Genomic DNA, 24,639 nt, shown 5'->3' on the forward strand with positions numbered 1-24,639 from the left:
TCATTGTCACACGGCCTAACCCGTTGACTTCAGCTGCCTTTTAGCGAGTCACCTGATTGTGAATCCAGTTCCACCGCCGCGTGCTGCGACCGAACACCGCAATCATTCGGCGGCTTTCATCCGATAATGGCTGATTCCCCATTCGGTTCCACCGGCGTAGCCGAACAGGCCGGATGTTGCGAGGAGGAACCAGCGCCAGCGACGCATCCAAAGAGCAGTCTCCTCGCCATAGACCCTGCGCAAGGACGCCTCGATGGGGCCGCGATGCGCATCGAAATTGGCGAGCCAGTCGTTGGCAGTGCGCTGGTAATGCGTGCCGCTCCAGCACCATTCCTTCTCGATCGCAAAGATATCGTCGAATTGCCTGACGAGGTGATGGCTCGGCATCAGCCCGCCCGTGAAGACGTGCTGCGCGATCCAGTCGTTGCGATCGAGCCGGTTGAACAGCTGCGAGCCCGAGCGATGGGTGGCGACCTGCATGAAGAACCGCCCCTCCGACGCCAGCCATGACCGCACCCGTGTCATCAGCTTGCGCCAGTTCGTTATCTGCCCGAACATCTCGACCGAGACGATGCGGTCGAACTGGCCTTCGGGCGCGAACACGTTCATGTCCGCGGTGACCCCGCGCAGGTTCAGGAGTCCGCGGAGCCGCGCCTTCTCCTCGACATGGGCGCGCTGCGCCTGCGAGCCCGACACCACCGTCACCTTTGCATGCGGAAACTGCCGCGCCATCCACAGCGACAGCGAGCCCCAGCCGCAACCGAGCTCGAGGATGGTCTGGCCATCGGCAAGACCGGCATGCTCGACGGTCTGGCGCAGCGCCTCCTCCTCCGCCTCCTGCAAGGTGCTCGCGTCGGTCTTGTAGAAGCAGGAGGAGAATTTGCGGTTGGGGCCGAGCATTTCGGCGAAGAAGGAAGCAGGCGCCTCGTCATGCCGGGTCCCCGCGCCCTCGGCAATCGGCCGCAGCATCATCCGCCCGGCGAAGGCGGCGTCATCGGCGGCGCCCAGCGCGGACAGGCGACTCGCCGTGCGGGAGCACAAGCGCTGGATCGCGGCACGGATGACCACGTCCGGCAGCGGCACGTGCTCGGCACTTCCGATGATCGCGGAAACGACGCTCATGCACCTCCCGAATGGCGAGCTTCTGCATATACCTGTTCATCAAAGCGCCGCTTCGGGCCCCGGTTCCCCAAGCTGTCCCCGAAATTGGCGCATCCGGCGCTTTTTTTGGGCGGGCGCTGTGCCATAGTGCGCACCGCAAGCAAGCTTACGTAACGGATGATACCGGCCATGCCGTCTGGCACTTCCCGCTCCACCTTGGATATCGAGTACACGAAACTGTCCTCGCCCAGCGTCTTCCTGGTGCGGATGCTGGTCTTCCTGGTGCTGTGCACGCTGGTTGGCGTGGTGCTCTACAAGCAGATCATCCAGGCTTTCTTCGCCAATCCCGGGCTCAATGCCCTGATCGGGGCGGTGCTGTTCATCGGCATCGTGCTGGCCTTCCGCCAGGTCATCCGGCTCTATCCCGAAGTCTCCTGGGTCAACAATTTCCGCATCGCCGACCCCGGCCTGGCGCCGGCCCGGCACCCGAAGCTGCTGGCGCCGATGGCGGCGATCCTCGGCGGCGAGCGCTCCGGGCGGATGACCATCACCCAGACCACGATGCGGCATCTGCTCGATTCCATCGCGACGCGCCTCGACGAGGCCCGCGACATCTCGCGCTACATGACCGGCCTCCTGGTCTTCCTCGGCCTGCTCGGCACCTTCTGGGGCCTGATCGAGACGGTCGGCTCGGTCGGCAAGGTGATCGACGGGCTCAAGGTCGGCGGCGATGCCGGCTCGCTGTTCGACACGCTCAAGGAGGGCCTCGCCGCCCCGCTCGGCGGCATGGGGATCTCGTTCTCCAGCTCGCTGTTCGGCCTCGCCGGCTCCCTGATCCTCGGCTTCCTCGACCTGCAATCGAGCCAGGCGCAGAACCGCTTCTACACGGACCTCGAAGACTGGCTCGCCACTACCGTGCGCGAATATGGCAACGGCGAAGCGCCGCCCGTCGCGGCAGGCAGCGGGGTCGCCAGCGGCGAGCTCCAGGCCGCGGTCGAACGGCTGCGCACCGTGTTCGAGGAAGGCAGCGCCAGCCGCGGCACAACGGCGGCGATGGCGAGCCTTGCCGAGGCGATCCAGGCGCTGGTGTCGCACATGCGCACCGAGCAACAGATGATCCGCGAATGGGCCGACGGCCAGGGCGAGCAGAACCGCGAGATCCGGCGCCTGCTGGAGCGCATCGCGCGTCAGCCGGAGAAGAGCTGAGGACGGGGGACGGAGGTTTCGTGCCCCGGACGCGATGCAGCACGAAGTGATGCATCGCCGAGCCGGGGCCCAGAATCTTCTACCTGACGCTGGGTCCCGGCTCAGCGGCGCATCGCCAAGGCGCTGCACCGCGTCCGGGACACGAGAGAAACGGAGAGACGTAAATGGCTCTAGCGCGCGGCCGCCGCAGCGAAGGCGCCTTCAACTACTGGCCCGGCTTCGTCGACGCGCTGTCGACGCTGGTGCTGTCGATCGTGTTCCTGCTGTCGGTGTTTCTGGTCGTGCAGTTCTTCCTGTCGCAGGAGGTCACCGGCAAGGACAAGGCGCTGGAGCAGCTCAACGCCAAGATCGCCCAGCTCAACGAGCTGCTGTCGCTGGAAAAGCTCGGCAAGCTCAGCCTCGACGACCAGGTCTCGCAATTGAAGGCGGGCCTCGCCTCGGCCGAAGGCGAGCGCGACCGCATCAAGGGTCTCTATGACGGCCTTGCCGCCGCCGGCAACGACGCGCAAGGCAAGACCGCCGAACTCGGCAAGGCGCTGGACTCGGAGAAGGCCGTCTCGGCGCGGGCCCTGGCGCAGATCGAGGTGCTGAACCAGCAGATCAGCGCGCTGCGCCGGCAATTGGCGGCGCTGGAAGAGGCGCTGGATGCATCCGAGAAGCGCGACAAGGAATCGCAGAATCGCATCGCCGATCTGGGCTCTCGCCTGAACGTCGCCCTGGCGCAGCGCGTGCAGGAATTGTCGCGCTACCGCTCCGAATTCTTCGGCCGCCTGCGTGCCATCCTCGGCAACCGCCCCGACATCCGCATCGTCGGCGACCGCTTCGTGTTCCAGTCCGAAGTGTTCTTCGATACCGGCCAGGCGACGCTGCTGCCCGAGGGCCGCGCCGAGCTCGACACGCTGGCGACTGCGCTGATCGAGCTCGACAAGAAGATCCCGAGCGAGATCCCCTGGGTGCTGCGCGTCGACGGCCATACCGACGTGCGTCCGGTCAACGGCCCGAACTTCAAGTCGAACTGGGACCTGTCCGCGGCCCGCTCGATCTCGGTGGTGCAATATCTGATCTCGCTCGGCGTGCCCGCCCAGCGCCTCGTCGCGGCCGGCTTCGGCGAATTCCAGCCGCTCGATCCAGGGAATACCGAGGAGGCCTACAAGCGCAACCGCCGCATCGAGCTGAAGCTGACGGAGCGGTAGTGGTGAGGGACACACGATGCTCACCTCAACGTCATGGCCGGGCTTGTCCCGGCCATCCACGATCTTTGGCCCGCCGCACTAGAAAGGCGTGGATGCCCGGGACAAGCCCGGGCATGACGACCTTCGTAAAATGAGCGCGCTCCACCTTCGCCCCTACCGCCCCGAGGACGAGGCCGCTGCGATCGAGCTCTGGCATCGCACCTGGCAGCAGGCCTATCCGCAGATCGACTTCGCGGGCCGGCTGGAATGGTGGCGCGAGCGCTGGCGCAAGGACCTGGTGCCGAAGGCCTCGATCGTGGTGGCGGAGCAGGACGGTGCGCTGACCGGTTTCGTCACGATCGATGGCGAAGGCTATCTCGACCAGCTCGTGGTCGACCCGGAGCACTGGGGCTCGGATGCAGCGCGGCTGCTGGTGGATGAGGCCAAGCGTCTCTCGCCGGGAGGAATCACGCTGCTCGTCAACAAGGACAATGCCCGCGCCATCCGCTTCTACGAGCGCAACGGCTTTGCCCATGCCGGCGACGACGTGAACCCGACCTCGGGCCGGCCGGTGCTGAAGATGGTGTGGCAGGCGTGATCGCCAAAGGCAAACTGAGCTGTCATCACCCGCCTAGTGCGCAATTGCGCACAGGGGCGGGTGATCCAGTATTCCAGAGACAGCAGTGATTGAACCGAGACGCCGCGGCGTATTGGATCGCCAGCCTTCGCGGGCGACGACACTGTGGGTGAGGCGGCGATCGCAGCGCTTCACGTCGATCGCGCTGCGCCCTCACGCCCCCTCGAACTGCAACCGCGCCAGCCTCGCATAGAGTCCGTTCGCCGCCACGAGTTCGGCATGCGTGCCCTGCTCGACGATCCGGCCCTGGTCCATCACCAGGATGCGGTCGCAGGACAGCACGGTGGCGAGGCGATGGGCGATGACGAGCGTGGTGCGGTGGCGCATCAACTCTTCCAGCGCGGTCTGCACCAGCGTCTCGCTCTCGGCGTCGAGCGCGGAGGTCGCTTCATCGAGCAGCAAGAGCGGCGCATCGCGCAGGATGGCGCGCGCGATCGCGATGCGCTGGCGCTGGCCGCCGGAAAGCGTCACGCCGCGCTCGCCGAGCGCCGTCTCGAAACCTTCGGGCAGGCGGCGGATGAACTCGGCGGCATGCGCAAGCTCGGCGGCACGCTCGACCTCGGCATCGGTCGCATCGGGCCGGCCGAAGCGGATGTTCTCGCGGGCGGTCGCGGCGAACACCACCGAGTCCTGCGGCACCAGCGCGATGCGGGCGCGGAAATCGCGCGGGTCGGCGGATCTGACCGGCACGCCGTCGAGCGAGATCGTCCCGCTGCGCGGGTCGTAGAAGCGCAGCAGAAGATGAAAGATCGTGCTCTTGCCGGCGCCGGAGGGACCGACGATAGCGACCTTCTCGCCGGGGCGCACCGTGAACGACACCGCGTCGAGCACCTTGACGTCGGACCGCGCCGGATAGGCGAAGCTGACCTGATCGAAACCGACCTCGCCGCGCGCCGGCACCGGCAGCGCCCGCGGCGCCGCGGGCGCGGTGATCTCGGGCCTCACATGCAGGATCTCGAACAGGCGCTCGGCCGCGCCCGACGCCGCCGAGACCTCGCCCCAGACCTCGCTGAGCTGGCCGAGGCCCGCCGCCGCGAACACGGCATAGAGCACGAACTGGCCGAGCCGGCCCGGCGTGATCGCGCCACTCAGCACGTCGTGCGAGCCGATCCAGAGGATGGCGACCACGCTTGCGAACACGATGAAGATGATGATGGCCGTGAGCACGGCGCGGGCCTGGGTCGAGGTTCGCGCGGCCTCATAGGCCTGTTCGACCTCGCCGCCGAAACGCTTCTCGGCAAATTGCTCGCTGGTATAGGCCTGCACGGTGCGGATCGCGCCGACCAGCTCGCCGGCATAGGCCGAGGCTTCGGCGAGCGTATCCTGTGCATTGCGCGACAGGCGCCGCACCCAGCGCCCGAAGGCCACCAGCGGCAGCACGATCAAGGGAATGGCCAGCAGCACGAAGCCGGACAGTTTCGGGCTCGTGATCACCATCATCGCCGCGGCGCCCAGGAACATCATCAGGTTGCGCAGCGCGATCGAGACCGAGGCGCCGACGGCCGATTTGAGCTGGGTGGTGTCGGCGGTGAGCCGCGAGATCAATTCGCCGCTGCGGGCGGAATCGAAGAAGGCGGGCGAGAGCGAGAGCAGATGGGCGAAGACGTCGCGCCTGAGGTCGGCGACGATGCGTTCGCCGATCGTCATCACGAGGTAGTAGCGCGCCGCGCTCGCGAGCGCGAGCACGCCCACCACCGCGAGCATCACCGAGAAGTAGCTGTTGATCAGCTCGATGCCCTCAGGCGTCAGGCCGAAATCGATCATCCTGCGCACCGCGATCGGCACCAGCAGCGTCGTCAGCGCGGCGACCGTGAGCGCGACGAAGGCCAGCGCCGCCCGGCCGCGATAGCGGCTCACATAGGGCGCGAGAGCAAGCAGCGGCCGCAGCTTGGCACGCCCCTTGGCGGGCTCTTCGATCAGCTCGGCCTCGATCGACGGGATGTCCGCGGCGTTCATTGCGGGCCGATTGATATGCTGGTCATCAAGCCGTTCCACTGCGCTCATGATATCCGACCTATTGCATTGGTTTGCTCCCAATAGGCCGGTGTAGGGGTAGTGGCAAATCCGGGAAGTCCCTTAGGGGCAAACCCGGCTCGACGGCCCGACATGGCTTGTTTTGCAAGGTTTCGTGCGGTATAGAGCCGCCCAAATCCGTCATTCGCTAGCCACCCAAGAAGGCGCCGGAGCGCCGAGGAATTGCCATGAAAGCCGAAATTCATCCGGATTATCATACGATTAAGGTCGTCATGACCGACGGAACCGAGTACCTGACCCGCTCGACCTGGGGCAAGGAAGGCGACACGCTGAACCTCGACATCGACCCGAAGTCGCATCCGGCCTGGACCGGCGGCTCCACGCAGATCATGGACCGCGGCGGCCGCGTTTCGCGCTTCCAGAAGAAGTTTTCGGGCTTTCTCAAAAAGGATTGAGCCGGCCGCAAGGCTGGAGACGAAAACGCCCCCGGCAGACCGGGGGCGTTTTTGTTTTCTATCGCGCTGTCATTCCGGGGCGGCTCGCAGAGCCGAACCCGGAATCTCGAGATTCCGGGTTCGATGCTGACGCATCGCCCCGGAATGACGATGAACAACCCTACCGCTCGAACGCCGCCTTCAGCGCGTTGAGGTGCGGCACCAGCGGGTTGCCGATCGCCACGTGCTCGGCCGGCGGGGTGTGGATCGTGCTGTCGAGGCGGCGCACGCGGGTCTGCAGGCTCATCGAGCGATGGATCAGCTCCTGGAGCTGCGCGGGCAGCTTCTCGATGGTGTCGGCGGGACCGGGATCGGCGGCGGTGAGCTTGACCTTGGTCTTCTCGCGGTTGGCCTGGCTCAGCGTCATCTCGCCCTCCTTCACCGCGCGGTGCAGCAGCAGCCAGGACGCAAGCTGCATCAGGCGCGTGGTGAGGCGCATGCTCTCGGTCGCATAGGTGAGGCTGACGGCGCGATCGAGTGCCTTGGCCTCGACGCGGCCGGCGCCGTCGAGATAGGCGGCGGTCTCTTCGACGAGGTCCATGCCTTCACGGAACAGAACGCCGAACGCCGCAGAATTGGTGAACCGCTCGCTGAGCTGAACGAGAGCGCCTTCGGCCTGCAAACGTTCCATGGTTAACGCCCCTTACGCAACTGTCTGACTGTCCGGCTTGGCGCCGGCTTATGATGAACAAATCATTGCGCGGGCGGAGCGCGGAGTCCAGTGACAAGCGCGGATATGGTTTCCGCGGGTCATTCCTCGCAAATGCAACTGAGGGGATATTCCTGTTTCGACACATCTTCTCGACGCGAAGCTGCATCCGCTGCGCTTTGCGCAAAAAAAGAGCCGCCGGAGACCGGCGGCTTTGAAAGTTGATAACAGGGAGGCGTCAAACAGAGTGGACAGGAGCCACTCGGTGTCCAAACGAGGACAGTTCCAGTCATAAACCCGAAAGCTTAATCGACCGTAAACGAGCTAATTTTTTGAGAGTTCGTTAGCCATGTCGGCCAGCGGCCGAGTGGGTGCGGAACAATTTCGAAAGTCGTGCACCGGTCTGATCAGGCGCCAGACATGTTGCGCAGCTGGCGCAACACATTCCGCTGTCGTCCCGGACAAGCGTAAGCGCCGATAAGGGACCCATAGCCCCAGGCGGATGTGGTGACGGGGACTCGGAGTTGCCGGCTTTGCGCGACGACTTCGCCCTGTGGGTATGGGTCCGGGATCGGCGCTTACGCTTGTCCGGGACGACAGTCGTTGTGTGGCGGCTACTTCTTGAAAAAGTGATCCGCCGCATCGCGCGAGGCGCGCTTCCTGGTGGCGGCTTCCTCCAGTCGTACGATCTCGGACTTGAGCAGCGCGACGCGCTCGGTCAGTTCCTCGACCGACAACAATGAGAGATCCTGGCCGATCTCGTGCGTGATCTTCCTGCGCGGGCGGTCGTCGTCTTCCATGGCCATGGCGTGCCTCCCAAGCGGTCCTGAAGTACGCGATCTGGCGTTCTCCATCCCGAAATGCTATCGATTTGTACAAGGAGAAATGTGCAGTGACTTTCGCGAGCGCGCAATATCTGAAGCGAATGCCCCGGCCCGACCGCAAGGAAGCTGACCGGACGGGATAGAGCGCGCGCACGCGCGTGAGGCATGAGCCGACCCCAAGCCCTTCCGATCATGCGGGAGGGCTTTTGATTTTCCGGTTTGACTTCTTCCGGGTCGGCATCCCCAAACGCGAAAGACGCAGCCATGACCAAAATTCTCATCACCAGCGCCCTTCCCTATGTGAACGGCGTCAAGCATCTCGGCAATCTCGTCGGGTCGCTCCTGCCAGCCGATGTCCATGCCCGTTTTAGACGACAGATCGGCGACGAGGTGCTCTTCGTCTGTGCCACGGACGAGCACGGCACGCCGGCCGAGCTCGGCGCCGTTCGCGCCGGACAGGACATCCAGACTTTCTGCAGCACGCAGCACGCAATCCAGGCCGACATCTACCGCCGCTTCGGCCTGTCATTCGACCATTTCGGCCGGACCAGCTCGCTGGAGAATCGCACCCTGACGCAGCACTTCTATCGCAGGCTCGAAGATGGCGGACTGATCGAGGAACGCGCGTTGCAACAGGTCTGGTCCCCCGTGGACGGCCGTTTCCTGCCAGACCGCTACGTGCTCGGCACTTGCCCGCATTGTGGCGACCCATCCGCGCGCGGCGATCAATGCGACCACTGCGGCACCCTGCTCGATCCGCCCGAACTGATCGATCCGCGATCTGCGCTGTCGGGCGACCGCGCGCTGGAGATCCGCGAAAGCCGCCATCTGTTCCTACGACAGTCGCAGCTTGTCGCAGCCTTGAGCGCGTGGATCGATAGCCGATCCGGCTGGCCTGCCTTCGTGGTGTCAACCGCGAAGAGCTGGCTCACGGCGGATTTGCGCGATCGCTGCATTACGCGCGATCTGATCTGGGGCATTCCGGTTCCGCGCCACGGATTCGAGAACAAGGTCTTCTACGTCTGGTTCGACGCGCCAATCGGTTACATCGCAGCCACACAGGAATGGGCCGCCGCCGCGCCAGGCCGAGACTGGCGAAAGTGGTGGTGGCAGGCCGATGACGTCCGTTACATCCAGTTCCTCGGCAAGGACAACATCCCATTCCATGCTGTCAGCTTCCCGGCAACGCTGATCGGCTCGAACGAGCCGTGGAAAACCGTCGATATCATCAAGGGATTCCACTGGCTGAATTACGAAGGCGGCAAGTTCTCGACCAGCCGCAATCGGGGCATCTTCACAGATCAGGCCCTGGAAGAACTGCCGGCCGATCTCTGGCGCTGGTGGCTGATCGCCAACGCGCCTGAAAGCGCCGACACCGATTTCAGTGTCGCGAAGTTCGTCGCCGACGTGAACAAGGATCTTGCCGACATCTTCGGCAACCTCGTCAATCGCATCGTCAGCTTCGCTCATCGGGCCTTCGACGGCCAAATTCCAGAAGGCGGTGCGCCTGGCGCGGCCGAATACCTGCTCGCACGCGAACTGGAGCAACGTATCGCGACGCTACGACGGCATCACGAGGCGCTCGAGTTTCGTGCGGCGGCGGCGGCAACTCGCGCGATCTGGGATGTCGCGAATGCTTACCTGCAGCACGCCGCGCCATGGACAGCCAGCAAGTCCGATCCGATTCGCGCAGCGCTCGTGACACGAACAGGCCTTAATCTGATCAGCGTCTGCGCCGTACTGGCTTGGAGTATCATACCCAGCCTGTCTGAAAATGTGCTGCGCGCCTTCGGCCGCATTGACGCTGTTCCAAGCTGGCCCGTTGGCCCACTCGCGGGCCTGCTCGATGGCGGCGCCGGCACGGCCGTCGCTCCGATCCGTCCACTGGTCGATAAAATCCCTCCCGAGAAAGGACGGAATCTGGCAGCGCGGTTCGAACCTTAATGTCGTTTCACTTTGGCGGAAAAGGCGATATGCCATCCGCCGATCCCATGCACTCAAGGACACATCATGGACAAGCTGCCCGCGCAAATGACCGTGATCGCCATCTCCAAACCCGGCGGACCGGAGGTGCTGGTGCCGGAACAACGCCCCGTTCCGCAGCCCGGTCCGGACGAGATCCTGGTCAAGGTCGAAGCCGCGGGCGTGAACCGGCCTGACGTCGCGCAGCGCTCCGGCGCCTATCCGCCGCCGCCCGGCGCCAGCGACTTGCCGGGCCTCGAGATTGCGGGCGAGGTGGTCGCGGTCGGCAGCAATGCCAGGCGACACAAGGTTGGCGACAAGGTGATGTCGCTGGTCGCCGGCGGCGGCTATGCGCAGTACTGCATTGCCCAGGATGCCCAGGCGATGAGCGTGCCGCCGGCCTTGTCGATCAAGGAAGCCGGCGCGCTGCCGGAAACCTTGATGACGGTCTGGCACAACGTGTTCGAGCGCGGCGGCCTCAAGGCCGGCGAGACGCTGCTGATCCATGGCGGCTCCTCCGGCATCGGCACCATGGCGATCCAGCTTGCGAAGGCATTCGGCGCCAAGGTGTTCGTCACCGTGGGATCGCAGGACAAGATCGATGCCTGCCTCAAGCTGGGCGCCGACCGCGCCATCAATTACAAGACCGAAGACTTCGTCGCCGTGGTCAAGGCCGAGACCAACAACATTGGCGTCAACCTGATCCTGGACATGGTTGCCGGCGACTATGTCGACCGCAACTATGATGCCGCGGCGGTCGACGGCCGCATCGTCCAGATCGCCACCCTCAACGGCCCCAAGGTCAGCGTCAACATCGCCAAGGTGATGGTCAAGCGCCTGACCCACACCGGCTCGACACTGCGCCCCCGTACTAATGCGGACAAGGCGGCGATGGTGACCGCAATCGAGGCGAAAGTGATGCCGCTTCTGCGCGAAGGCCGCATCAAGCCGGTCATGGACAGCGCTTTCCCGCTGGAAAAGGCGGCGGATGCCCACCGGCGCATGGAAACCAGCGCACATATTGGCAAAATTGTGTTGGAGGCCTAGGCCGCCGGCCCACAGGCCAGGCTGGAAACCCTTTGATTTTCCTCGCTTTCGTGGCATCTATCGCGACGCGCCGAACCACTTCGGTCCGGTTTGAATCGCCTTCTAGATTCGCCTTGCACTCAGAGTTTGCGTCGAACGCGGAGAACTGACCTTGCGTCTGATCAGGTGCCTCGCGCCCATCGCGCTGGGCCTCATGATTCTTGTCGCCGCGTATCCCGCGCGCGCGCTGGACGCCGTCAGCGTCCGCAGCGACGCGCCCGCGATCGACCTCACCGGCGTGCTCGAGCATCAGCGCAGCGATGCCGATCGCATCCAGGTCTCCACCGCACCCGGCACCGACGGCATCGTCCGCCGCATCGAGGTGCGCGCTCGCGAAGGCGGGCAGAACTGGGTGGTGTTCGCGCTCGCCAACAACACCGACGACCAGCTCGACCGCCTGATCGTCGCCCCGCATTATCGCATCGTCTCCTCGGGGCTGCTGTGGCCCGACCTCGGCCTGTCGCGCATCGCGACCATCACGCCCTCGATCGGCGACCGGCCCGAGCGCCAGGAAAGCGCCACCGCCGACGTGTTCCGCATCACGCTCGACCCCGGTGCCGTCGTCACCTTCGTCGCGGAGTTGCGCACCGACAAGCTGCCGCAGCTCTATCTGTGGGAACCGGAATCCTACAAGGACAAGGTCAATTCCTTCACGCTCTACCAGGGCATCGTGATCGGCATTTCCGGCCTGCTCGCGCTGGTGCTGACCATCCTGTTCGTCGTCAAGGGTAGCATCATGTTCCCGGCCGCAGCAGCGCTGGCCTGGGCGGTGCTGGTCTATATCGGCGTCGATTTCGGCTTCTGGGGCAAGGTGCTCGACATGTCGAACAACGCCGAGCGCATCTGGCGCGCGGCGGGCGAGGCCATCCTTGCGGCCACGCTGCTGGTGTTCCTGTTCGCGTACCTCAATCTCAGCCGCTGGCACGTGCGCTATTCCCACATCACGATCGGCTGGCTCGCCTTCCTCGGCTCGCTCGTCGCGCTGGCCTTGTTCGATCCGGCGGTGGCCTCGGGCATCGCCCGCATTTCGCTGGTGCTGATCGCCTTCGCCGGCTTTGCGCTGATCGTCTATCTCTCCACACACGGCTTCGACCGCGCGGTGCTGTTGATCCCGACCTGGTTCCTGCTGGTGGTCTGGGTGGTCGCGGCCGGCATGACCGTCGCGGGTTCCGTCACCAACGACATCGTCGGCCCGGCCCTGCTCGGCGGCCTTGTGCTGATCGTGATGTTGATCGGATTCACGGTGATGCAGCACGCCTTCGCCGGCGGCGGCGCCACCACCGGCATCGTCTCCGACATCGAGCGGCGGGCGCTGGCGCTCGCCGGCTCCGGCGATCTGATCTGGGATTGGGACGTGTCCGCCGACAAGGTGTTCACCAGCCCGGAAACCGAAGCCCTGCTCGGACTCAAGCGCGGCACGCTGGAAGGCCCCGCGGCGTCCTGGTTAGAGGTGCTGCATCCGCTCGACCAGGACCGTTTCCGCGCCGCGCTCGACAGCGTGCTCGACCAGCGCCGCGGCCGGTTGGTGCAGGATTTCCGCCTGCGCACGCCGGACGGACATTTCATGTGGTTCGCGCTGAAGGCCCGCCCGGTGGTCGGCTCCGACGGCGAGGTCTCGCGCGTCGTCGGCACGCTCACCGACGTCACCGAGCTCCGCAACGCCGAGGAACGCCTGCTGCACGATTCCGTGCACGACAACCTCACCGGCCTGCCCAACCGCAAGCTGTTCATGGACCGGCTGGGTGCTGTCGCCAACTTCGCCAAGACCATGCCGACGCTGCGGCCGACGCTGATGGTGATCGATCTCGACCGCTTCAAGCAGGTCAACGATTCCGTCGGCATCGCGGTCGGCGATTCCATCCTGCTCACCCTCGCCCGCCGCCTCACCCGCATCCTGAAGCCGCAGGACACGCTGGCGCGGCTCGCCGGCGACCAGTTCGGCCTGATCCTGCTGTCCGAACAGGACCCGGCGCGCATCACCGCCTTCGCCGAGACCATCCGCAAGACCATCCGCGCGCCGATCGCCTTCAACGACCGCGAGATCTTCCTGACGGCCTCGATCGGGCTGGCGCTCTCGGATCCGCAAACGCAATTGACGGACGAGATCATCAAGGACGCCGAGCTGGCGATGTACCATTCCAAGCGCATCGGCGGCGACCGCATCGACGTCTACAAGCCCGCCATGCGTGCGCGGAAGACGGACCGGCTGACGCTGGAGAGCGAATTGCGCCGCGCCATCGAGCGGCAGGAGATCACCATCCTTTATCAGCCGATCGTGCGGCTGGAGGATCGTTCGATCGCCGGCTTCGAAGCCCTGGCGCGCTGGGATCACCCGAAGCTCGGCCGCATGGCGCCGTCGGAATTCATCACCATCGCCGAAGAGACCGGGCTGATCGTCGACCTCGGCATGTTCGTGCTCGACCAGACTGCAAAGCAGCTCTCGGTGTGGCAGCGCGCGATGCGCTCGCGCGACCCGATCTTCGCCTCCGTCAACGTCTCCTCACGGCAGTTGCTGCGCCACGATCTCATCCACGACATCCGCACGGTGCTGTCGCGCTCCTCGGTGGCGCGCGGCACGCTGAAGCTGGAGCTGACGGAATCGCTGGTGATGGAGAATCCGGAGCACGCGGCGCAGATGCTGACGCGGATCCGCGAGCTCGGCACCGGGCTCTCGCTCGACGATTTCGGCACCGGCCATTCTTCGCTGGCCTATCTCCAGCGTTTCCCGTTCGACACCATCAAGATCGACCAGTCCTTCGTTCGCACCACCAGCCGCGGCACCCGCCCGGTGATCCTGAAGTCGATCATCGCGCTCGCGCACGATCTCGGCATGGACGTGGTGGCTGAGGGCGCCGAGACCGATTCCGACGCGGTCGAACTCTACCAGATGGGCTGCGAATACGCGCAAGGCTTCGCCTTCGGCGAGCCGATGGACGCCGACGCGGCGATGCGCCTGCTGACGGAAGTGCGGCTGGAAGCGGCGAGCTAGATTCTCTTCTTCCCTTCTCCCCTTGTGGGAGAAGGTGGCGCGAAGCGCCGGATGAGGGGTTCTGTCCGCGTATTCAGATGTGAGAGGTTCGCTCGCGGAGAGAGACCCCACACCCGTCTCGCCGCTACGCGGCGAGCCACCCTCTCCCACAAGGGGAGAGGGGAAGAGCGCGCCCCATAAACATCATCGCCGCCTATCGTTCTTCCGCTTTGTAAACCGCACGCTCGCACCGTCCGGCATCCGCGTCGCCACGAACCCAGCGGCGAGGCAGGCTTCGCGTTGCGGCATCTGGATGTCGGGGCTGCGCAGGCTGTCCCACCAGGAGGCACGATGGGCCGCGCGCGGCAGCGCGGCGCCGATGATCTCCTCGATCTGCTCGAAGCTCAGCACGAACTCCTCCTGCTTCTGCCGCATCAGATAGTCGCGCAACGCGTCGTAGTCGTTCACAAGCGTCCTCTCGTCCGAAGTCCCGTCCGATCTGCCAAAAACCGTTCGACCCATACACCGATTCTTAACTCATTGCGGTGGCGCCGTCCTGCCTTAAACACTACGCAAGCTTTCGGGCGCATCCACTGGTAGCGGGAGCGAGCGATGCCCTTTGGATGGCGCGGAATCACGGCCCGGCGGCCGTGGCGGATTTCGGCGAAGCTGCTGATCATCTCGTCCGTAGTGACGGTGATCGGCTTCTCGGCCGTCTGCGTCAATGTGATGCTGGACATGCGCCGCGGCGAGGAGGCGCTCGCTCGCCAGACGCTGGAGAACCTCGCAACCACCATCGAGTCCGACATCGGCCGCAACATCGAGATCTACGACCTGTCGCTGAAGGCGGTCGCCAGCAACATGCTGCTGCCCGAGCTCGCAACGGTCTCCAAGACGATCCGCCACCTGATCCTGTTCGACCACGCGACGACGGCCCGGCATTTCGGCGCCATCCAGGTATTCGATGCCGAGGGCCGGCTGATCATCGACGCTTCCACGCTCGATCCCGTCGCCGAGAACCGGAGCGAGGAGGACTATTTCACGGTCCACCGCGACAATCCCGGAGCCGGGCTCTTCATCAGCCGCCCGATGCTGTTCCGCGGCGCCTATTCCATCGTGCTGAGTCGGCGCATCAGCGATACCGACGGCGGCTTCCTCGGCGTCGTCGCCGGCTCGATCCGCTTCAGCTATTTCCACGAATTGTTCGAGCGGCTGAACCTGGACCCTGAAGACACCATCACCGTGCTCAAGCGCGACCGCACCATCATGATGCGGCGGCCGTTCGATCTCGACATCATCGGCACGAACCTGAACGACCGCCGAAGCTGGAAGGCCGACAGTCTCCCGGCCGGTGCCTCCTATTCCGGACAGGGCCCGGTCGATCCGACGCCGCGGCTCTATGTCCGCAGCGGCGACAGCGGACCGCTGTTCGTGGTGGCGGGCAAGCCCCTGGCCGCAGTGTTCGCACTCTGGCAGAGGGAGGCGTTCCGCATCGGCGCCGTGGTGCTGGCACTCGCGCTGTTCGTGCTGGGATCGACGCTCGTGCTCGCGCGCGAGATCGGACGGCGCGCCGAGGCCGAACGCAAGCTCGAGGAGATGGCGACGACGGATGCGCTCACGGGGCTGAGGAACCGCCGCAAGTTCGATTCCGTCATCGACGTCGAATGGCGACGCGCCATGCGCCAGAAGGCGCCGCTCGCGCTCCTCATGATCGATGCCGATCATTTCAAGGCCTACAACGACACGTTCGGCCATCAGGCGGGCGACCAGGTGCTGGTCGGCATCGCCATCTGCATTTCAGATTCCGTGAGCCGCGCCGGCGACTGCGCCGCGCGCTACGGCGGCGAGGAATTCGCCGTATTGCTGCCGAACACCTCGGCCGACGACGCCTTCAAGGTCGCCGAGAAGATCCGCCTCAAGGTGCAGGGCTGGTCCGACGATCAGGCGGCCTCGACGGTCTCCTGCGGCATCGCCAGCCTCGTGCCCACGGCCGGCATGGACTGGCCGGTCCTGGTCGCCGCCGCCGACAAGGCGCTCTATGCCGCAAAGGCTGCCGGGCGAAACCAGTCGGTGGTCGCCAACGTTCCGAAGCTGTCGCGGGTGGCGTGAGGCTTGGTCATCGCCATTACGGTGACGCGCGCTACACGACAGGGACGACAGCGGAGTTTGTAGCTACTCCTGCCCCAGATACTTCTTCATCTCGGCGATCAGCCCGTCGCGCAGTTCCGGGCGCTTCATGCCGTAGGCGATGTTGGCGCGCAGGAAGCCGGGCTTGGAGCCGCAATCATGGCGCTCGCCCTCGAACTCGACGCCGTAGAATTTCTGCGTCTTGGCGAGCCCGATCATGGCGTCGGTGAGCTGGATCTCGCCACCGGCGCCGCGCTCCTGGGTCTCCAGGATCTTGAATATCTCCGGCTGGAGGATGTAGCGGCCGGTGATCGAGAGATTGGAGGGCGCCGTGCCCTTGGCCGGCTTCTCGACCATGCCGTCGACCTCGAACATCTTGCCGTTGCGCTTGCCGACGCCGCAGATGCCGTATTGGTGGGTCAGGTGATCGGGCACCGCCTCGACCGCAATCAGATTGGATTTCTCGCCAAGCGAGGATGCCATCTCGATCATCTGCTTCAGGCAGCCGGGCGTGTTGAGCACGAGCTCGTCGGGCAGCACCACGGCAAACGGCTCGTTGCCGACGATGTCGCGCGCGCACCAGACGGCGTGGCCGAGGCCGAGCGGCGCCTGCTGCCGTGTGAAGCTGACGGCGCCGGCTTCCGGCTGGTTCTGCGCCAGGATGTCCTGCTCGGCCTTCTTGCCACGCGCGGCCAGCGTCGTGTCGAGCTCGAACATGCGGTCGAAATGATCCTCGATGACACCTTTGTTGCGGCCGGTGACGAAGATGAAGTGCTCGATGCCGGCTTCCTTCGCCTCGTCATAGACGTACTGGATCAGCGGCTTGTCGACGATGGTCAGCATTTCCTTCGGCATCGCCTTGGTGGCAGGCAGGACGCGGGTGCCGAGGCCGGCGACGGGGAATACAGCTTTGCGAATTCTCATGTGATTGATCGAATACCTGGGGGCACATGTGACGGGAGCAATGGCTTCTTGCTAGCTTGTTTGCAGCCGCCAACAAAGGCGGATGTGGGGCCTCGCCCGGTCAGAGTTAAGAAAAAGGCCGTCACCAAAATTTCACCTTTGTTAAGCTATTGGCAACGCTAACCGGGCCTCCTGTGGCGAATTTTTCAGACCGACGGGTGGGACATGATGCAAACGATGGCAGGGCTGGCAAAACGGGCGGGATTTCTGACCGGCGCAGCGATGGTCGCTGCCGCTTCGCTGCTGCCGGCCTGCGCGCACGCCCAGGCGCAGAACGGCCTGTCCAACCTGCTCGGCGGCATCTTCTCGGGCGCCAATCCGGCACCTTCGCAAGCACCTCCCGGCCCCGGCGGCGCTCAACCTTGGAGCGGCGAGGACGGCGCCTCGGGCCATCCGTTGATGACGGCCGCCGCGATCCGCGAGGCCGCCGGCAATTTCAGCAATTGCGTCGCCGCGATGTGGCCCGATGCCGCACGGCGCGGCATCACGCAGGAGAATTTCCAGCGTTTCACGGCCGGGCTCTCACCCGACCTGCGCATCATGGACCTCATGGATTCGCAGCCGGAGTTCACCAAGTCGATCTGGGACTATCTCGACATCCTGGTGAACGACAACCGCCTCGCCAAGGGCCGCGAAATTCTCGTCAAGTACAAGGCGCAGTTCGACGCCACCGAACGGGCCACCGGCGTCGACCGCTACATCATCGCCTCGATCTGGGGCATCGAGTCCAATTACTCGACGCAGATGGGCGACCGCAGCGTGCTGCAATCGACCGCGACGCTCGCCTGCATCGGCCGCCGCCAGGCCTATTTCAAGGACGAGTTCCTCTCCGCGCTGGAGATCCTCAACCGCGGCGATCTCAGGCCTGAACAGCTGCGCGGCTCCTGGGCCGGCGCCTTCGGCCCGACCCAGTTCATGCCGACCGCCTTCAAGCGCTTCGCGGTCGATGGCGACGGCGACGGCAGGCGCGACGTCGTCGACAATCCCACCGACCTGATCGCCTCCACCGCCAACAACCTGAAGAAGGACGGCTGGCAGTCCGGCCAGACCTGGGGCTACGAGGTCATGGTGCCCCAGGGCTTCAACTACATGCTGGCCGACCGCGCCAAGGCGATGACGATCGCGCAATGGGAGAAGCTTGGGCTGAAGCGGGCGACGGGGCAGCCCTTCCCGCACCCGGCGGAGAAAGCCTATCTGCTGGCACCGGCCGGCGCGCAGGGACCGGGCTTCCTGATGCTGCAGAACTACCGCGTCATCATGAGGTACAACCCGGCCGAGGCCTATGCGCTGGCGATCGGCCATTTCGCCGACCGCCTGCGTGGAGGGCAGCCCTTCGTGCAACCCTGGCCGCGCCAGGAGCGGGAGCTGGCGCGCACCGAGCGGCTGGAACTGCAGCAGCTGCTGGCCCAGCGCGGCTTCTACAAGGGGACCCCGGACGGCCAGTTCGGCGGCCAGACACGGGAAGCCCTGCGCAACTTCCAGGCCTCGATCGGCGTCCCCGCCGACGGATTCGCCTCATCGGACGTGCTGGACCGGCTGCGCGGGCGGTAAAATGGCGCCGAAAGTAACCCTGAGGCGGGTTTTCGACAGGTGGCCTTGACGCCGGCGGCCGTTCCCCGGCCTATGGAGAAGAATCTGCAAGAGAATCTGCCCGTTTGCGGCCTGATTCCGTTATTATATCGAGCTGCTTCCAATCCCCTCGCGCGCGCCCGAGATCGCATGTCGAAGAAGTCCCTGTTCAAGGTGCTGACCGAGACCGGCCCGTTGATCGCGCTGGGGACGGCGCTTGCGATCCTGGTCTCGGTCGCAGGACCTGCCTCGGCGCAGTTCTTCAACTTCCCCGGTTTCGGCGGCCCGCCGCAGCGCGCGGCTCCGCCACCACGGGGCGGCGGCGGAGGCGGCGGATGGTTCGGCGGCGACTTCTTCGCACCGTACCCGCCGCAACAGCCGCAGGCGCCGCGTCAGGATTTTTCGCGCGCGCCGGCGCCGGCGAAACGCGACACCATTCCTGAGAAGAACGTGCTGGTGATCGGCGATGCCATGGCCGACTGGCTCGCTTACGGCCTGGAAGACGCCTACAGCGAGCAGCCCGACATGGGCGTGATCCGCAAGCACAAGACCACGTCGGGCCTCATCAAGTATCAGCCGAAGGGTGAGCCCGCGGACTGGGCGGCGGCGGCCAGGGGCATTCTCGAGACCGAGAAGCCCGACGTGATCGTCGTCATGCTCGGCCTCAACGACCGCTCCGCGATCCGCGAGCCCGTCGCCGACAAGGCGGCCACGGACAAGGACAAGGACAAGGACAAGAAGAACGACAAAGGGGCGCGCGCCAAGCCGCCAGCAAAGCCGGGCGAGACCAAGCCCGGCGACACCGCCGCCGCCAAGCCGGACGACAAGCCTGCCGATGCCGATCTGCCGCAGGACGATGCCGACAATGCCGATACGCCCGCGGCCGCGCCGGAGAAGACTGCGCGCAACCCGAACGGCCTCTACGAATTCCGCGACGACCGCTGGGTCGAGCTCTACGGCAAGAAGATCGAGGAGCTCGCCAACATCCTCAAGGCCAAGGGCGTGCCGGTGCTCTGGGTCGGCCTGCCCGCAGTTCGCGGAACGAAGGGCACCGCTGACACGCTGTTCCTGGATTCGCTGTACCGTGAGGGCGCGGCCAAGGCCGGCATCACCTATGTCGACGTGTGGGACGGCTTCGTCGACGAAGCCGGCCGCTTCCTCCAGAAGGGCCCGGACTTCGAAGGCCAGATCCGTCAGCTCCGCAGCTCCGACGGCGTCTATTTCACCAAGGCCGGCGCGCGCAAGCTCGCGCATTATGTCGAGCGCGAGATCACGCGCCTGCTTGCGGGACGCTCCGGCCCGATCGCGCTGCCGAGCGAGCCTGCCACCCCCGATACCAGCGCCGAGCCGGGCAAGCCCGCGCCGCGGCCGCTGGCGGGGCCGATCGTGCCGCTGGTTGCAGCCTCGATTTCGACCGATCAATTGCTGGGCGGGCCGGGCACGCGTCCAGCCGCCGTCGATGCGCTCGCAGCCAAGACCATGGTGAAGGGTGAACCGCTGGCGGCACCGGCCGGCCGCGCCGACGATTATGCCTGGCCGCGCCGGGAAGTCGGCCGTGAGCAGGCCAAGGGCGATACGCCGATGGCCGCAACGACGCCCGACGGCGGCACGGCTCAGGCGGCGCCGGGAGCGGCCGCGGTGATCGCGCCGCCGAAGCTCGCGCCGAAGAAGCCGCAGGTCCCGCCGCAGCAGCCGGCCCAGGCGACGCCGGCTGGCCGGGATTTCTTCGGCTTCGGCTTCGGCTTCGGCTCTCCGCAACCGCGCCAATGGACGCCGGCCCCGGGGCCGCGCAATCCGAATTCCAATCCAGGGATTCCGCGCCCGCCTGCCAATGTCGGGCGCGCGGCGGAGATGTTCCGGTAATCTGCCTTGCTGATTGAGATGTCGTTCCGGGGCGCACGCGGCGCGAGCCCCGGAACGACGTGGTATTGGCTCGGCCTTAGTAGCGCCAACGCGGCGGCGGGCGGCGCGCGGGTCGCGACATTAGGAGCGCGAGCGCGAAGCCGATGCCGCCGGCGACCAGCAGCGCGCCAAGCGGGTTGTCCTGCACCTTCTGCGCGATCGCCTTCGAGCCGTCGCGGAAGGTCTCGCCGCTGTTCTCGTAGGCGTCCTTGGCATAGCCCGCGGCGGTGTCCGTGGCGTCACGCACCGCATCCTTGGCCTGGCCGTAGAGATTCTGCACCGTGCCTGCAGCTTCCCGCGCCTTGCCCGACGCCTGCGTCTTCGCATCGCCTGCGATGTCTCCGATCGCGCCTTCCGCGCGGCCGGCATATTCCTTGGCCGATCCGACAATCCGATCCGTATCCATGTTGCTCCTCCTCGGGGGGTCAGCCCAAGTAACCGATCAGGAGCAGTGCAGTTCCACGGGATCAGAGAATGAGACCGCCATCGACCACCAGCGTCTGGCCGATGATGTAGGACGACAGCGGCGAGGCCAGGAACAGCGCCGCGCCCGCCATGTCGGCCGGCGTGCCCAATCGCCGCAGCGGGATGCGCGCGAGCGCGCCTTCGAGCCGCTTCGGATTGTCGGTCGTCACCTTCGTCATCTTGGTGTCGACAAGCCCCGGCGCGATGCCGTTGACGCGGATGCCGTCCTCGGCCCAGGCCTCGCCCAGCGTCCGCGTCAATCCGACCGCGCCGGTCTTCGACGCATTGTAGGCGGGATTGCCCATGGTGGAATGATAGGCCGCGGTCGAGGATACGATGATCAGCGAGCCCTTTGAATCCCGCAACATGGAATGGAAGCGCGTCGCGCAGGCCATCAGGCTCATCAGGTTGACCTCGACCACCTTGCGAAAGCCGGCCATCTCGAACTCGCCGCGGCGATAGAGCACCGCGCCCTGCGCGAGCACGAGCACATCGAGCCTGTCGAAGGACGGCTTGAACGCCTCGATCGCTCCGGCATTGCCGACGTCGAGCTGGGCATAAGCGAGCCCCGTGAGATCGGAGCCTTCCTCGATGGAATATTCCGCAGGCCGAGCACGCGTGCCGCAAACCGCGACATGCGCGCCTCTCGTGCGAAAAGCCTGCGCGATGCCGTTGCCGATGCCGCTGGAACCGCCGACCACCAGCACCTGCTTGCCCGAGAAATCGAGTTCGTTCGCCATCGCGGCCTCCCCTTTCGTCTTGCTTGTTTGACCTGTCTGCGGATCGATGCCAGCCTTGTCAATCACAACAAGAACAAGCACAGCCGCGAGGAAAACAGCATGTCCGACTCCAGGGAGCTCAGCCGGTCCGTGAAGGGCCTCACGGTTCTCGTCACCGGCGCGGCCAGCGGCATGGGACGCGCGACGGCGCGCGTGTTCGCCGCCGAGGGGGCCAACGTCGCCGTCACGGATTTCGACGAGCAGGGCGCGCATGCTGTCGCCAGGGAGATTGCGGCGAGCGGTGGCTCAGCAAGGGCGTGGAAGCTCGACGTCGCCGACGGCGGCGAGATCAAGCGCGTGGTCGGCGATGTCGCCGCGCATTTCGGGGCAATCGACATCGTCGTCAACAATGCCGGCATCTCCGTGCGTGTCGCCATCGACGACGAGGCCTATGAGGACGCCTGGGCCCGGGGCATCGCCGTGATGCTGACGGCGCATCCGCGCATCATCCGTGCTGCGCTGCCGCACTTGCGCAAGTCGAAGAGCCCGCGCATCGTCAACATCGCCTCGACCGAAGCGCTCGGGGCCACCGCATTGCACAGCCCGTATTCGGCAGCCAAGGGCGGCGTTGCGAGCCTCACCCGCTCGCTGGCGGTGGAGCTCGGCCGCGAGGGCATCACCGTCAACTGCATCTGCCCCGGCCCGATCCGCACCGCCATCACCGACCGCATCTCCGAGGAGCACAAGACCATCTACGCCAAGCGCCGCACCGCACTCGGCCGCTATGGCGATCCTGAAGAGGTCGCGCATATGACGCTGAGCCTGTGCCTTCCGGCGGCATCGTTCCTCACCGGCGCGGTGATCCCGGTCGATGGCGGGCTGATGGCGCGCAACGCGTGAGAGCCATGCGCTCGAAGCGTTGACAACGACTGACGCGGGAGTAGCTTTTTCGTCAACAGAGCGGAGGTAACCGCTCGCGACCCGCGGGAGAGAACGTCATGACGATCGCCATCCGGCAGCTTCAGAAGCATTTTGTCGGCGAAGTTTCCGGCCTCGACTTGCGAAAGCCGCTCACACCGGATGAAGCGCGCCAGGTCGAGGCGGCCATGGACAAATATGCGGTGCTGGTTTTCCACGACCAGGACATCAACGACGAGCAGCAGATGGCTTTCGCGCTGAATTTCGGCCAGCGCGAGGACGCGCGCGGCGGCACCGTGACCAAGGAGAAGGACTACCGGCTGCAATCCGGCCTGAACGACGTCTCAAATCTCGGCAAGGACGGCAAGCCGCTGGCGAAGGACAGCCGCGCGCATCTGTTCAATCTCGGCAACTGCCTCTGGCACTCCGACAGCTCGTTCCGTCCCATCCCGGCAAAATTCTCGCTTTTGTCGGCGCGCGTGGTGAACCCGAAGGGCGGCAACACCGAATTCGCCGACATGCGCGCGGCCTATGACGCACTCGACGACGAGACCAAGACGGAGATCGAGGACCTCGTCTGCGAGCACTCGCTGATGTATTCGCGGGGATCGCTCGGCTTCACCGAATACACCGACGAGGAGAAGGAGATGTTCAAGCCGGTGCTGCAACGGCTGGTGCGGACCCATCCCGTCCATCGCCGCAAGTCGCTGTATCTCTCATCGCATGCCGGCAAGGTCGTCGGCATGAGCGTGCCCGAGGGCCGCTTGCTGCTGCGCGACCTGAACGAGCATGCGACGCAGCCGGAATTCGTCTACGTGCATAAATGGAAGCTGCATGACCTCGTGATGTGGGACAACCGCCAGACCATGCACCGCGTCCGCCGCTACGACCAGTCCCAGCCCCGCGACATGCGCCGCGCGACGGTGGCGGGAACCGAGCCGACGGTGCAGCAGCAGGCGGCAGAATAGCGAGGCACAGCGCTGCTCAGCAACCGGTGTCGTCGCCCGGCTTGATCGGGCGATCCAGTATTCCGGAGACGGCCGCGATCGAACCGAGAGGCTGCGGCGTACTGACTCGCCCGGTCAACCCGGGCGACGACAGGGATAGGTGAGACGAATACAGCGAAGCACTAACGCTACGCGTGCCCTGCCTCGTTCGAGAGCATGCCGGGATCGATGCCGATCTTCTGCAAAGCGCGGTTGTACTTGTCGTCGACGTCGTCGCCGAAGATCAGATCCGCATCCGCATCGCAATGCAGCCAGCCGTTGCTCTGGATCTCCGTCTCGAGCTGTCCCGGCGCCCAGCCGGCATAGCCGAGCGCGAGGATGGCGTGCTTAGGGCCGGAGCCGTTGGCGATCGCGCGCAGGATATCGACGGTCGCGGTGAGGCAGACGCCATCATCGATCCGCAGCGTCGCATTCTCGATGTAGAAGTCGCTGGAATGCAGAACGAAGCCGCGGCCGGTGTCGACCGGTCCGCCCCGCAGCACCTTCATGCTTTCGGCATTCTCCGGCAGCTTGATGTGCTCGCCCTTCCTGATGATGCCGAGCTGCTGCAACAGCTCGGGGAAGTCGATGCTGCCGGCGGGGTGGTTCACGATGATGCCCATCGCTCCCTCGGCCGAATGGGCGCAGAGATAGATCACCGACCGCTCGAAGCGGGAATCGCCCATCACGGGCATCGCAATCAGGAGCCGGCCGTCGAGATAACCGGCCGAATTGGGCAGTGCGGGGCCCGAGCTGCGGGTGCCTTCGCCCGTCCTCTTGCCTGTGGGAGCCATCGGTGAAGCACTCCGGTTTCAATTCCTATCCTGATGTCGGGCCGGTCCGCTGTCAAATCAAGGCTTGCACGGGCTTGATTCAGGTGCACCATCACAAGCAATTCAATGGTTTGGCCGGGAGCC

Annotated in this window: 21 protein-coding genes; 12 read left to right on the forward strand and 9 right to left on the reverse strand. The window is 65.4% G+C overall.

All coding sequences use genetic code 11. The features are described from left to right. Window positions 1-102 precede the first annotated feature (102 nt). Entirely contained in the window at window positions 103-1,122 is a 1,020-nt protein-coding gene (locus XH96_RS35190; protein ID WP_194389905.1) for a cyclopropane-fatty-acyl-phospholipid synthase family protein, read from the reverse strand. A 168-nt stretch (window positions 1,123-1,290) separates the two neighbouring features. Between XH96_RS35190 and XH96_RS35195 the strand changes: the two genes are divergently transcribed. The 3 genes from XH96_RS35195 to XH96_RS35205 all read left to right on the forward strand — a co-directional run bounded on the left by XH96_RS35195 (window position 1,291) and on the right by XH96_RS35205 (window position 4,077). Next, window positions 1,291-2,307: a flagellar motor protein MotA gene (locus XH96_RS35195; RefSeq protein WP_194389906.1), complete on the forward strand. Its 1,017-nt coding sequence runs from the start codon at window positions 1,291-1,293 to the stop codon at window positions 2,305-2,307. Window positions 2,308-2,471: 164 nt separating this feature from the next. Continuing rightward, window positions 2,472-3,500, forward strand: a complete 1,029-nt coding sequence (locus XH96_RS35200; protein WP_194389907.1) for a peptidoglycan -binding protein — start codon at window positions 2,472-2,474, stop codon at window positions 3,498-3,500. Between the two features lie 130 nt (window positions 3,501-3,630). Further along, a complete protein-coding gene (locus XH96_RS35205; protein ID WP_194389908.1) occupies window positions 3,631-4,077 on the forward strand; it encodes a GNAT family N-acetyltransferase in 447 nt (148 codons plus the stop codon). A 192-nt stretch (window positions 4,078-4,269) separates the two neighbouring features. Here XH96_RS35205 and XH96_RS35210 read toward each other — a convergent pair whose 3' ends face one another. Continuing rightward, the gene (locus XH96_RS35210; RefSeq protein WP_194389909.1) at window positions 4,270-6,120 is read right to left on the reverse strand and encodes an ABC transporter ATP-binding protein/permease; all 1,851 of its coding nucleotides are present in this window, start codon (window positions 6,118-6,120) and stop codon (window positions 4,270-4,272) included. Between the two features lie 197 nt (window positions 6,121-6,317). Here XH96_RS35210 and rpmE point away from each other — a divergent pair, with 197 nt between their 5' ends. Then, the gene (gene rpmE, locus XH96_RS35215) at window positions 6,318-6,545 is read left to right on the forward strand and encodes a 50S ribosomal protein L31 (RefSeq protein WP_028182497.1); all 228 of its coding nucleotides are present in this window, start codon (window positions 6,318-6,320) and stop codon (window positions 6,543-6,545) included. Window positions 6,546-6,705: 160 nt separating this feature from the next. Here the strand turns inward: rpmE and XH96_RS35220 are convergent, their stop codons facing one another. Both XH96_RS35220 and XH96_RS35225 read right to left on the reverse strand, forming a co-directional pair. Continuing rightward, the gene (locus XH96_RS35220; RefSeq protein ID WP_061880931.1) at window positions 6,706-7,215 is read right to left on the reverse strand and encodes a DUF1465 family protein; all 510 of its coding nucleotides are present in this window, start codon (window positions 7,213-7,215) and stop codon (window positions 6,706-6,708) included. 632 nt (window positions 7,216-7,847) lie between these two features. Then, window positions 7,848-8,039 carry a DUF1192 domain-containing protein gene (locus XH96_RS35225; protein ID WP_194389910.1) on the reverse strand — a complete coding sequence of 64 codons (192 nt, stop codon included), beginning with the start codon at window positions 8,037-8,039 and terminating at the stop codon, window positions 7,848-7,850. 282 nt (window positions 8,040-8,321) lie between these two features. On the opposite strand from XH96_RS35225, the gene metG reads away from it, so the two are divergent. The 3 genes from metG to XH96_RS35240 all read left to right on the forward strand — a co-directional run bounded on the left by metG (window position 8,322) and on the right by XH96_RS35240 (window position 14,094). Beyond that, window positions 8,322-10,001, forward strand: coding sequence for a methionine--tRNA ligase (metG, locus tag XH96_RS35230; RefSeq protein WP_194389911.1), 1,680 nt, complete (start codon window positions 8,322-8,324; stop codon window positions 9,999-10,001). A gap of 66 nt (window positions 10,002-10,067) precedes the next feature. Beyond that, on the forward strand, window positions 10,068-11,066 hold the full coding sequence (locus XH96_RS35235; RefSeq protein WP_194389912.1) for an NAD(P)H-quinone oxidoreductase: 999 nt from the start codon (window positions 10,068-10,070) through the stop codon (window positions 11,064-11,066). 151 nt (window positions 11,067-11,217) lie between these two features. Then, window positions 11,218-14,094, forward strand: coding sequence for an EAL domain-containing protein (locus tag XH96_RS35240; protein WP_061880935.1), 2,877 nt, complete (start codon window positions 11,218-11,220; stop codon window positions 14,092-14,094). Between the two features lie 183 nt (window positions 14,095-14,277). Here the strand turns inward: XH96_RS35240 and XH96_RS35245 are convergent, their stop codons facing one another. Continuing rightward, window positions 14,278-14,541, reverse strand: coding sequence for a hypothetical protein (locus XH96_RS35245; protein ID WP_194389913.1), 264 nt, complete (start codon window positions 14,539-14,541; stop codon window positions 14,278-14,280). A gap of 144 nt (window positions 14,542-14,685) precedes the next feature. On the opposite strand from XH96_RS35245, the gene XH96_RS35250 reads away from it, so the two are divergent. After that, window positions 14,686-16,182, forward strand: a complete 1,497-nt coding sequence (locus tag XH96_RS35250) for a diguanylate cyclase (RefSeq protein ID WP_194389914.1) — start codon at window positions 14,686-14,688, stop codon at window positions 16,180-16,182. Between the two features lie 63 nt (window positions 16,183-16,245). Here the strand turns inward: XH96_RS35250 and XH96_RS35255 are convergent, their stop codons facing one another. After that, entirely contained in the window at window positions 16,246-17,124 is an 879-nt protein-coding gene (locus XH96_RS35255) for a UTP--glucose-1-phosphate uridylyltransferase (RefSeq protein WP_194389915.1), read from the reverse strand. 204 nt (window positions 17,125-17,328) lie between these two features. Here XH96_RS35255 and XH96_RS35260 point away from each other — a divergent pair, with 204 nt between their 5' ends. Both XH96_RS35260 and XH96_RS35265 read left to right on the forward strand, forming a co-directional pair. Further along, on the forward strand, window positions 17,329-18,714 hold the full coding sequence (locus XH96_RS35260) for a lytic murein transglycosylase (RefSeq protein ID WP_194389916.1): 1,386 nt from the start codon (window positions 17,329-17,331) through the stop codon (window positions 18,712-18,714). 168 nt (window positions 18,715-18,882) lie between these two features. Continuing rightward, entirely contained in the window at window positions 18,883-20,595 is a 1,713-nt protein-coding gene (locus XH96_RS35265) for an SGNH family hydrolase (protein WP_194389917.1), read from the forward strand. 76 nt (window positions 20,596-20,671) lie between these two features. On the opposite strand, the gene XH96_RS35270 is transcribed toward XH96_RS35265, so the two are convergent. Together XH96_RS35270 and XH96_RS35275 are read right to left on the reverse strand one after the other, a co-directional pair. After that, on the reverse strand, window positions 20,672-21,040 hold the full coding sequence (locus tag XH96_RS35270) for a CsbD family protein (RefSeq protein WP_131871924.1): 369 nt from the start codon (window positions 21,038-21,040) through the stop codon (window positions 20,672-20,674). A 61-nt stretch (window positions 21,041-21,101) separates the two neighbouring features. After that, a complete protein-coding gene (locus XH96_RS35275; protein WP_194389918.1) occupies window positions 21,102-21,839 on the reverse strand; it encodes an SDR family NAD(P)-dependent oxidoreductase in 738 nt (245 codons plus the stop codon). A 99-nt stretch (window positions 21,840-21,938) separates the two neighbouring features. Between XH96_RS35275 and XH96_RS35280 the strand changes: the two genes are divergently transcribed. Together XH96_RS35280 and XH96_RS35285 are read left to right on the forward strand one after the other, a co-directional pair. After that, window positions 21,939-22,718 carry an SDR family NAD(P)-dependent oxidoreductase gene (locus XH96_RS35280; protein WP_194389919.1) on the forward strand — a complete coding sequence of 260 codons (780 nt, stop codon included), beginning with the start codon at window positions 21,939-21,941 and terminating at the stop codon, window positions 22,716-22,718. Window positions 22,719-22,816: 98 nt separating this feature from the next. Beyond that, on the forward strand, window positions 22,817-23,704 hold the full coding sequence (locus XH96_RS35285) for a TauD/TfdA family dioxygenase (protein WP_194389920.1): 888 nt from the start codon (window positions 22,817-22,819) through the stop codon (window positions 23,702-23,704). Window positions 23,705-23,871: 167 nt separating this feature from the next. Here XH96_RS35285 and XH96_RS35290 read toward each other — a convergent pair whose 3' ends face one another. Next, entirely contained in the window at window positions 23,872-24,516 is a 645-nt protein-coding gene (locus XH96_RS35290; protein ID WP_194389921.1) for a YqgE/AlgH family protein, read from the reverse strand. Window positions 24,517-24,639 lie beyond the last annotated feature (123 nt).

The sequence above is a fragment of the Bradyrhizobium sp. CCBAU 51765 genome, assembly GCF_015291725.1.
GTDB lineage: Bacteria > Pseudomonadota > Alphaproteobacteria > Rhizobiales > Xanthobacteraceae > Bradyrhizobium > Bradyrhizobium liaoningense.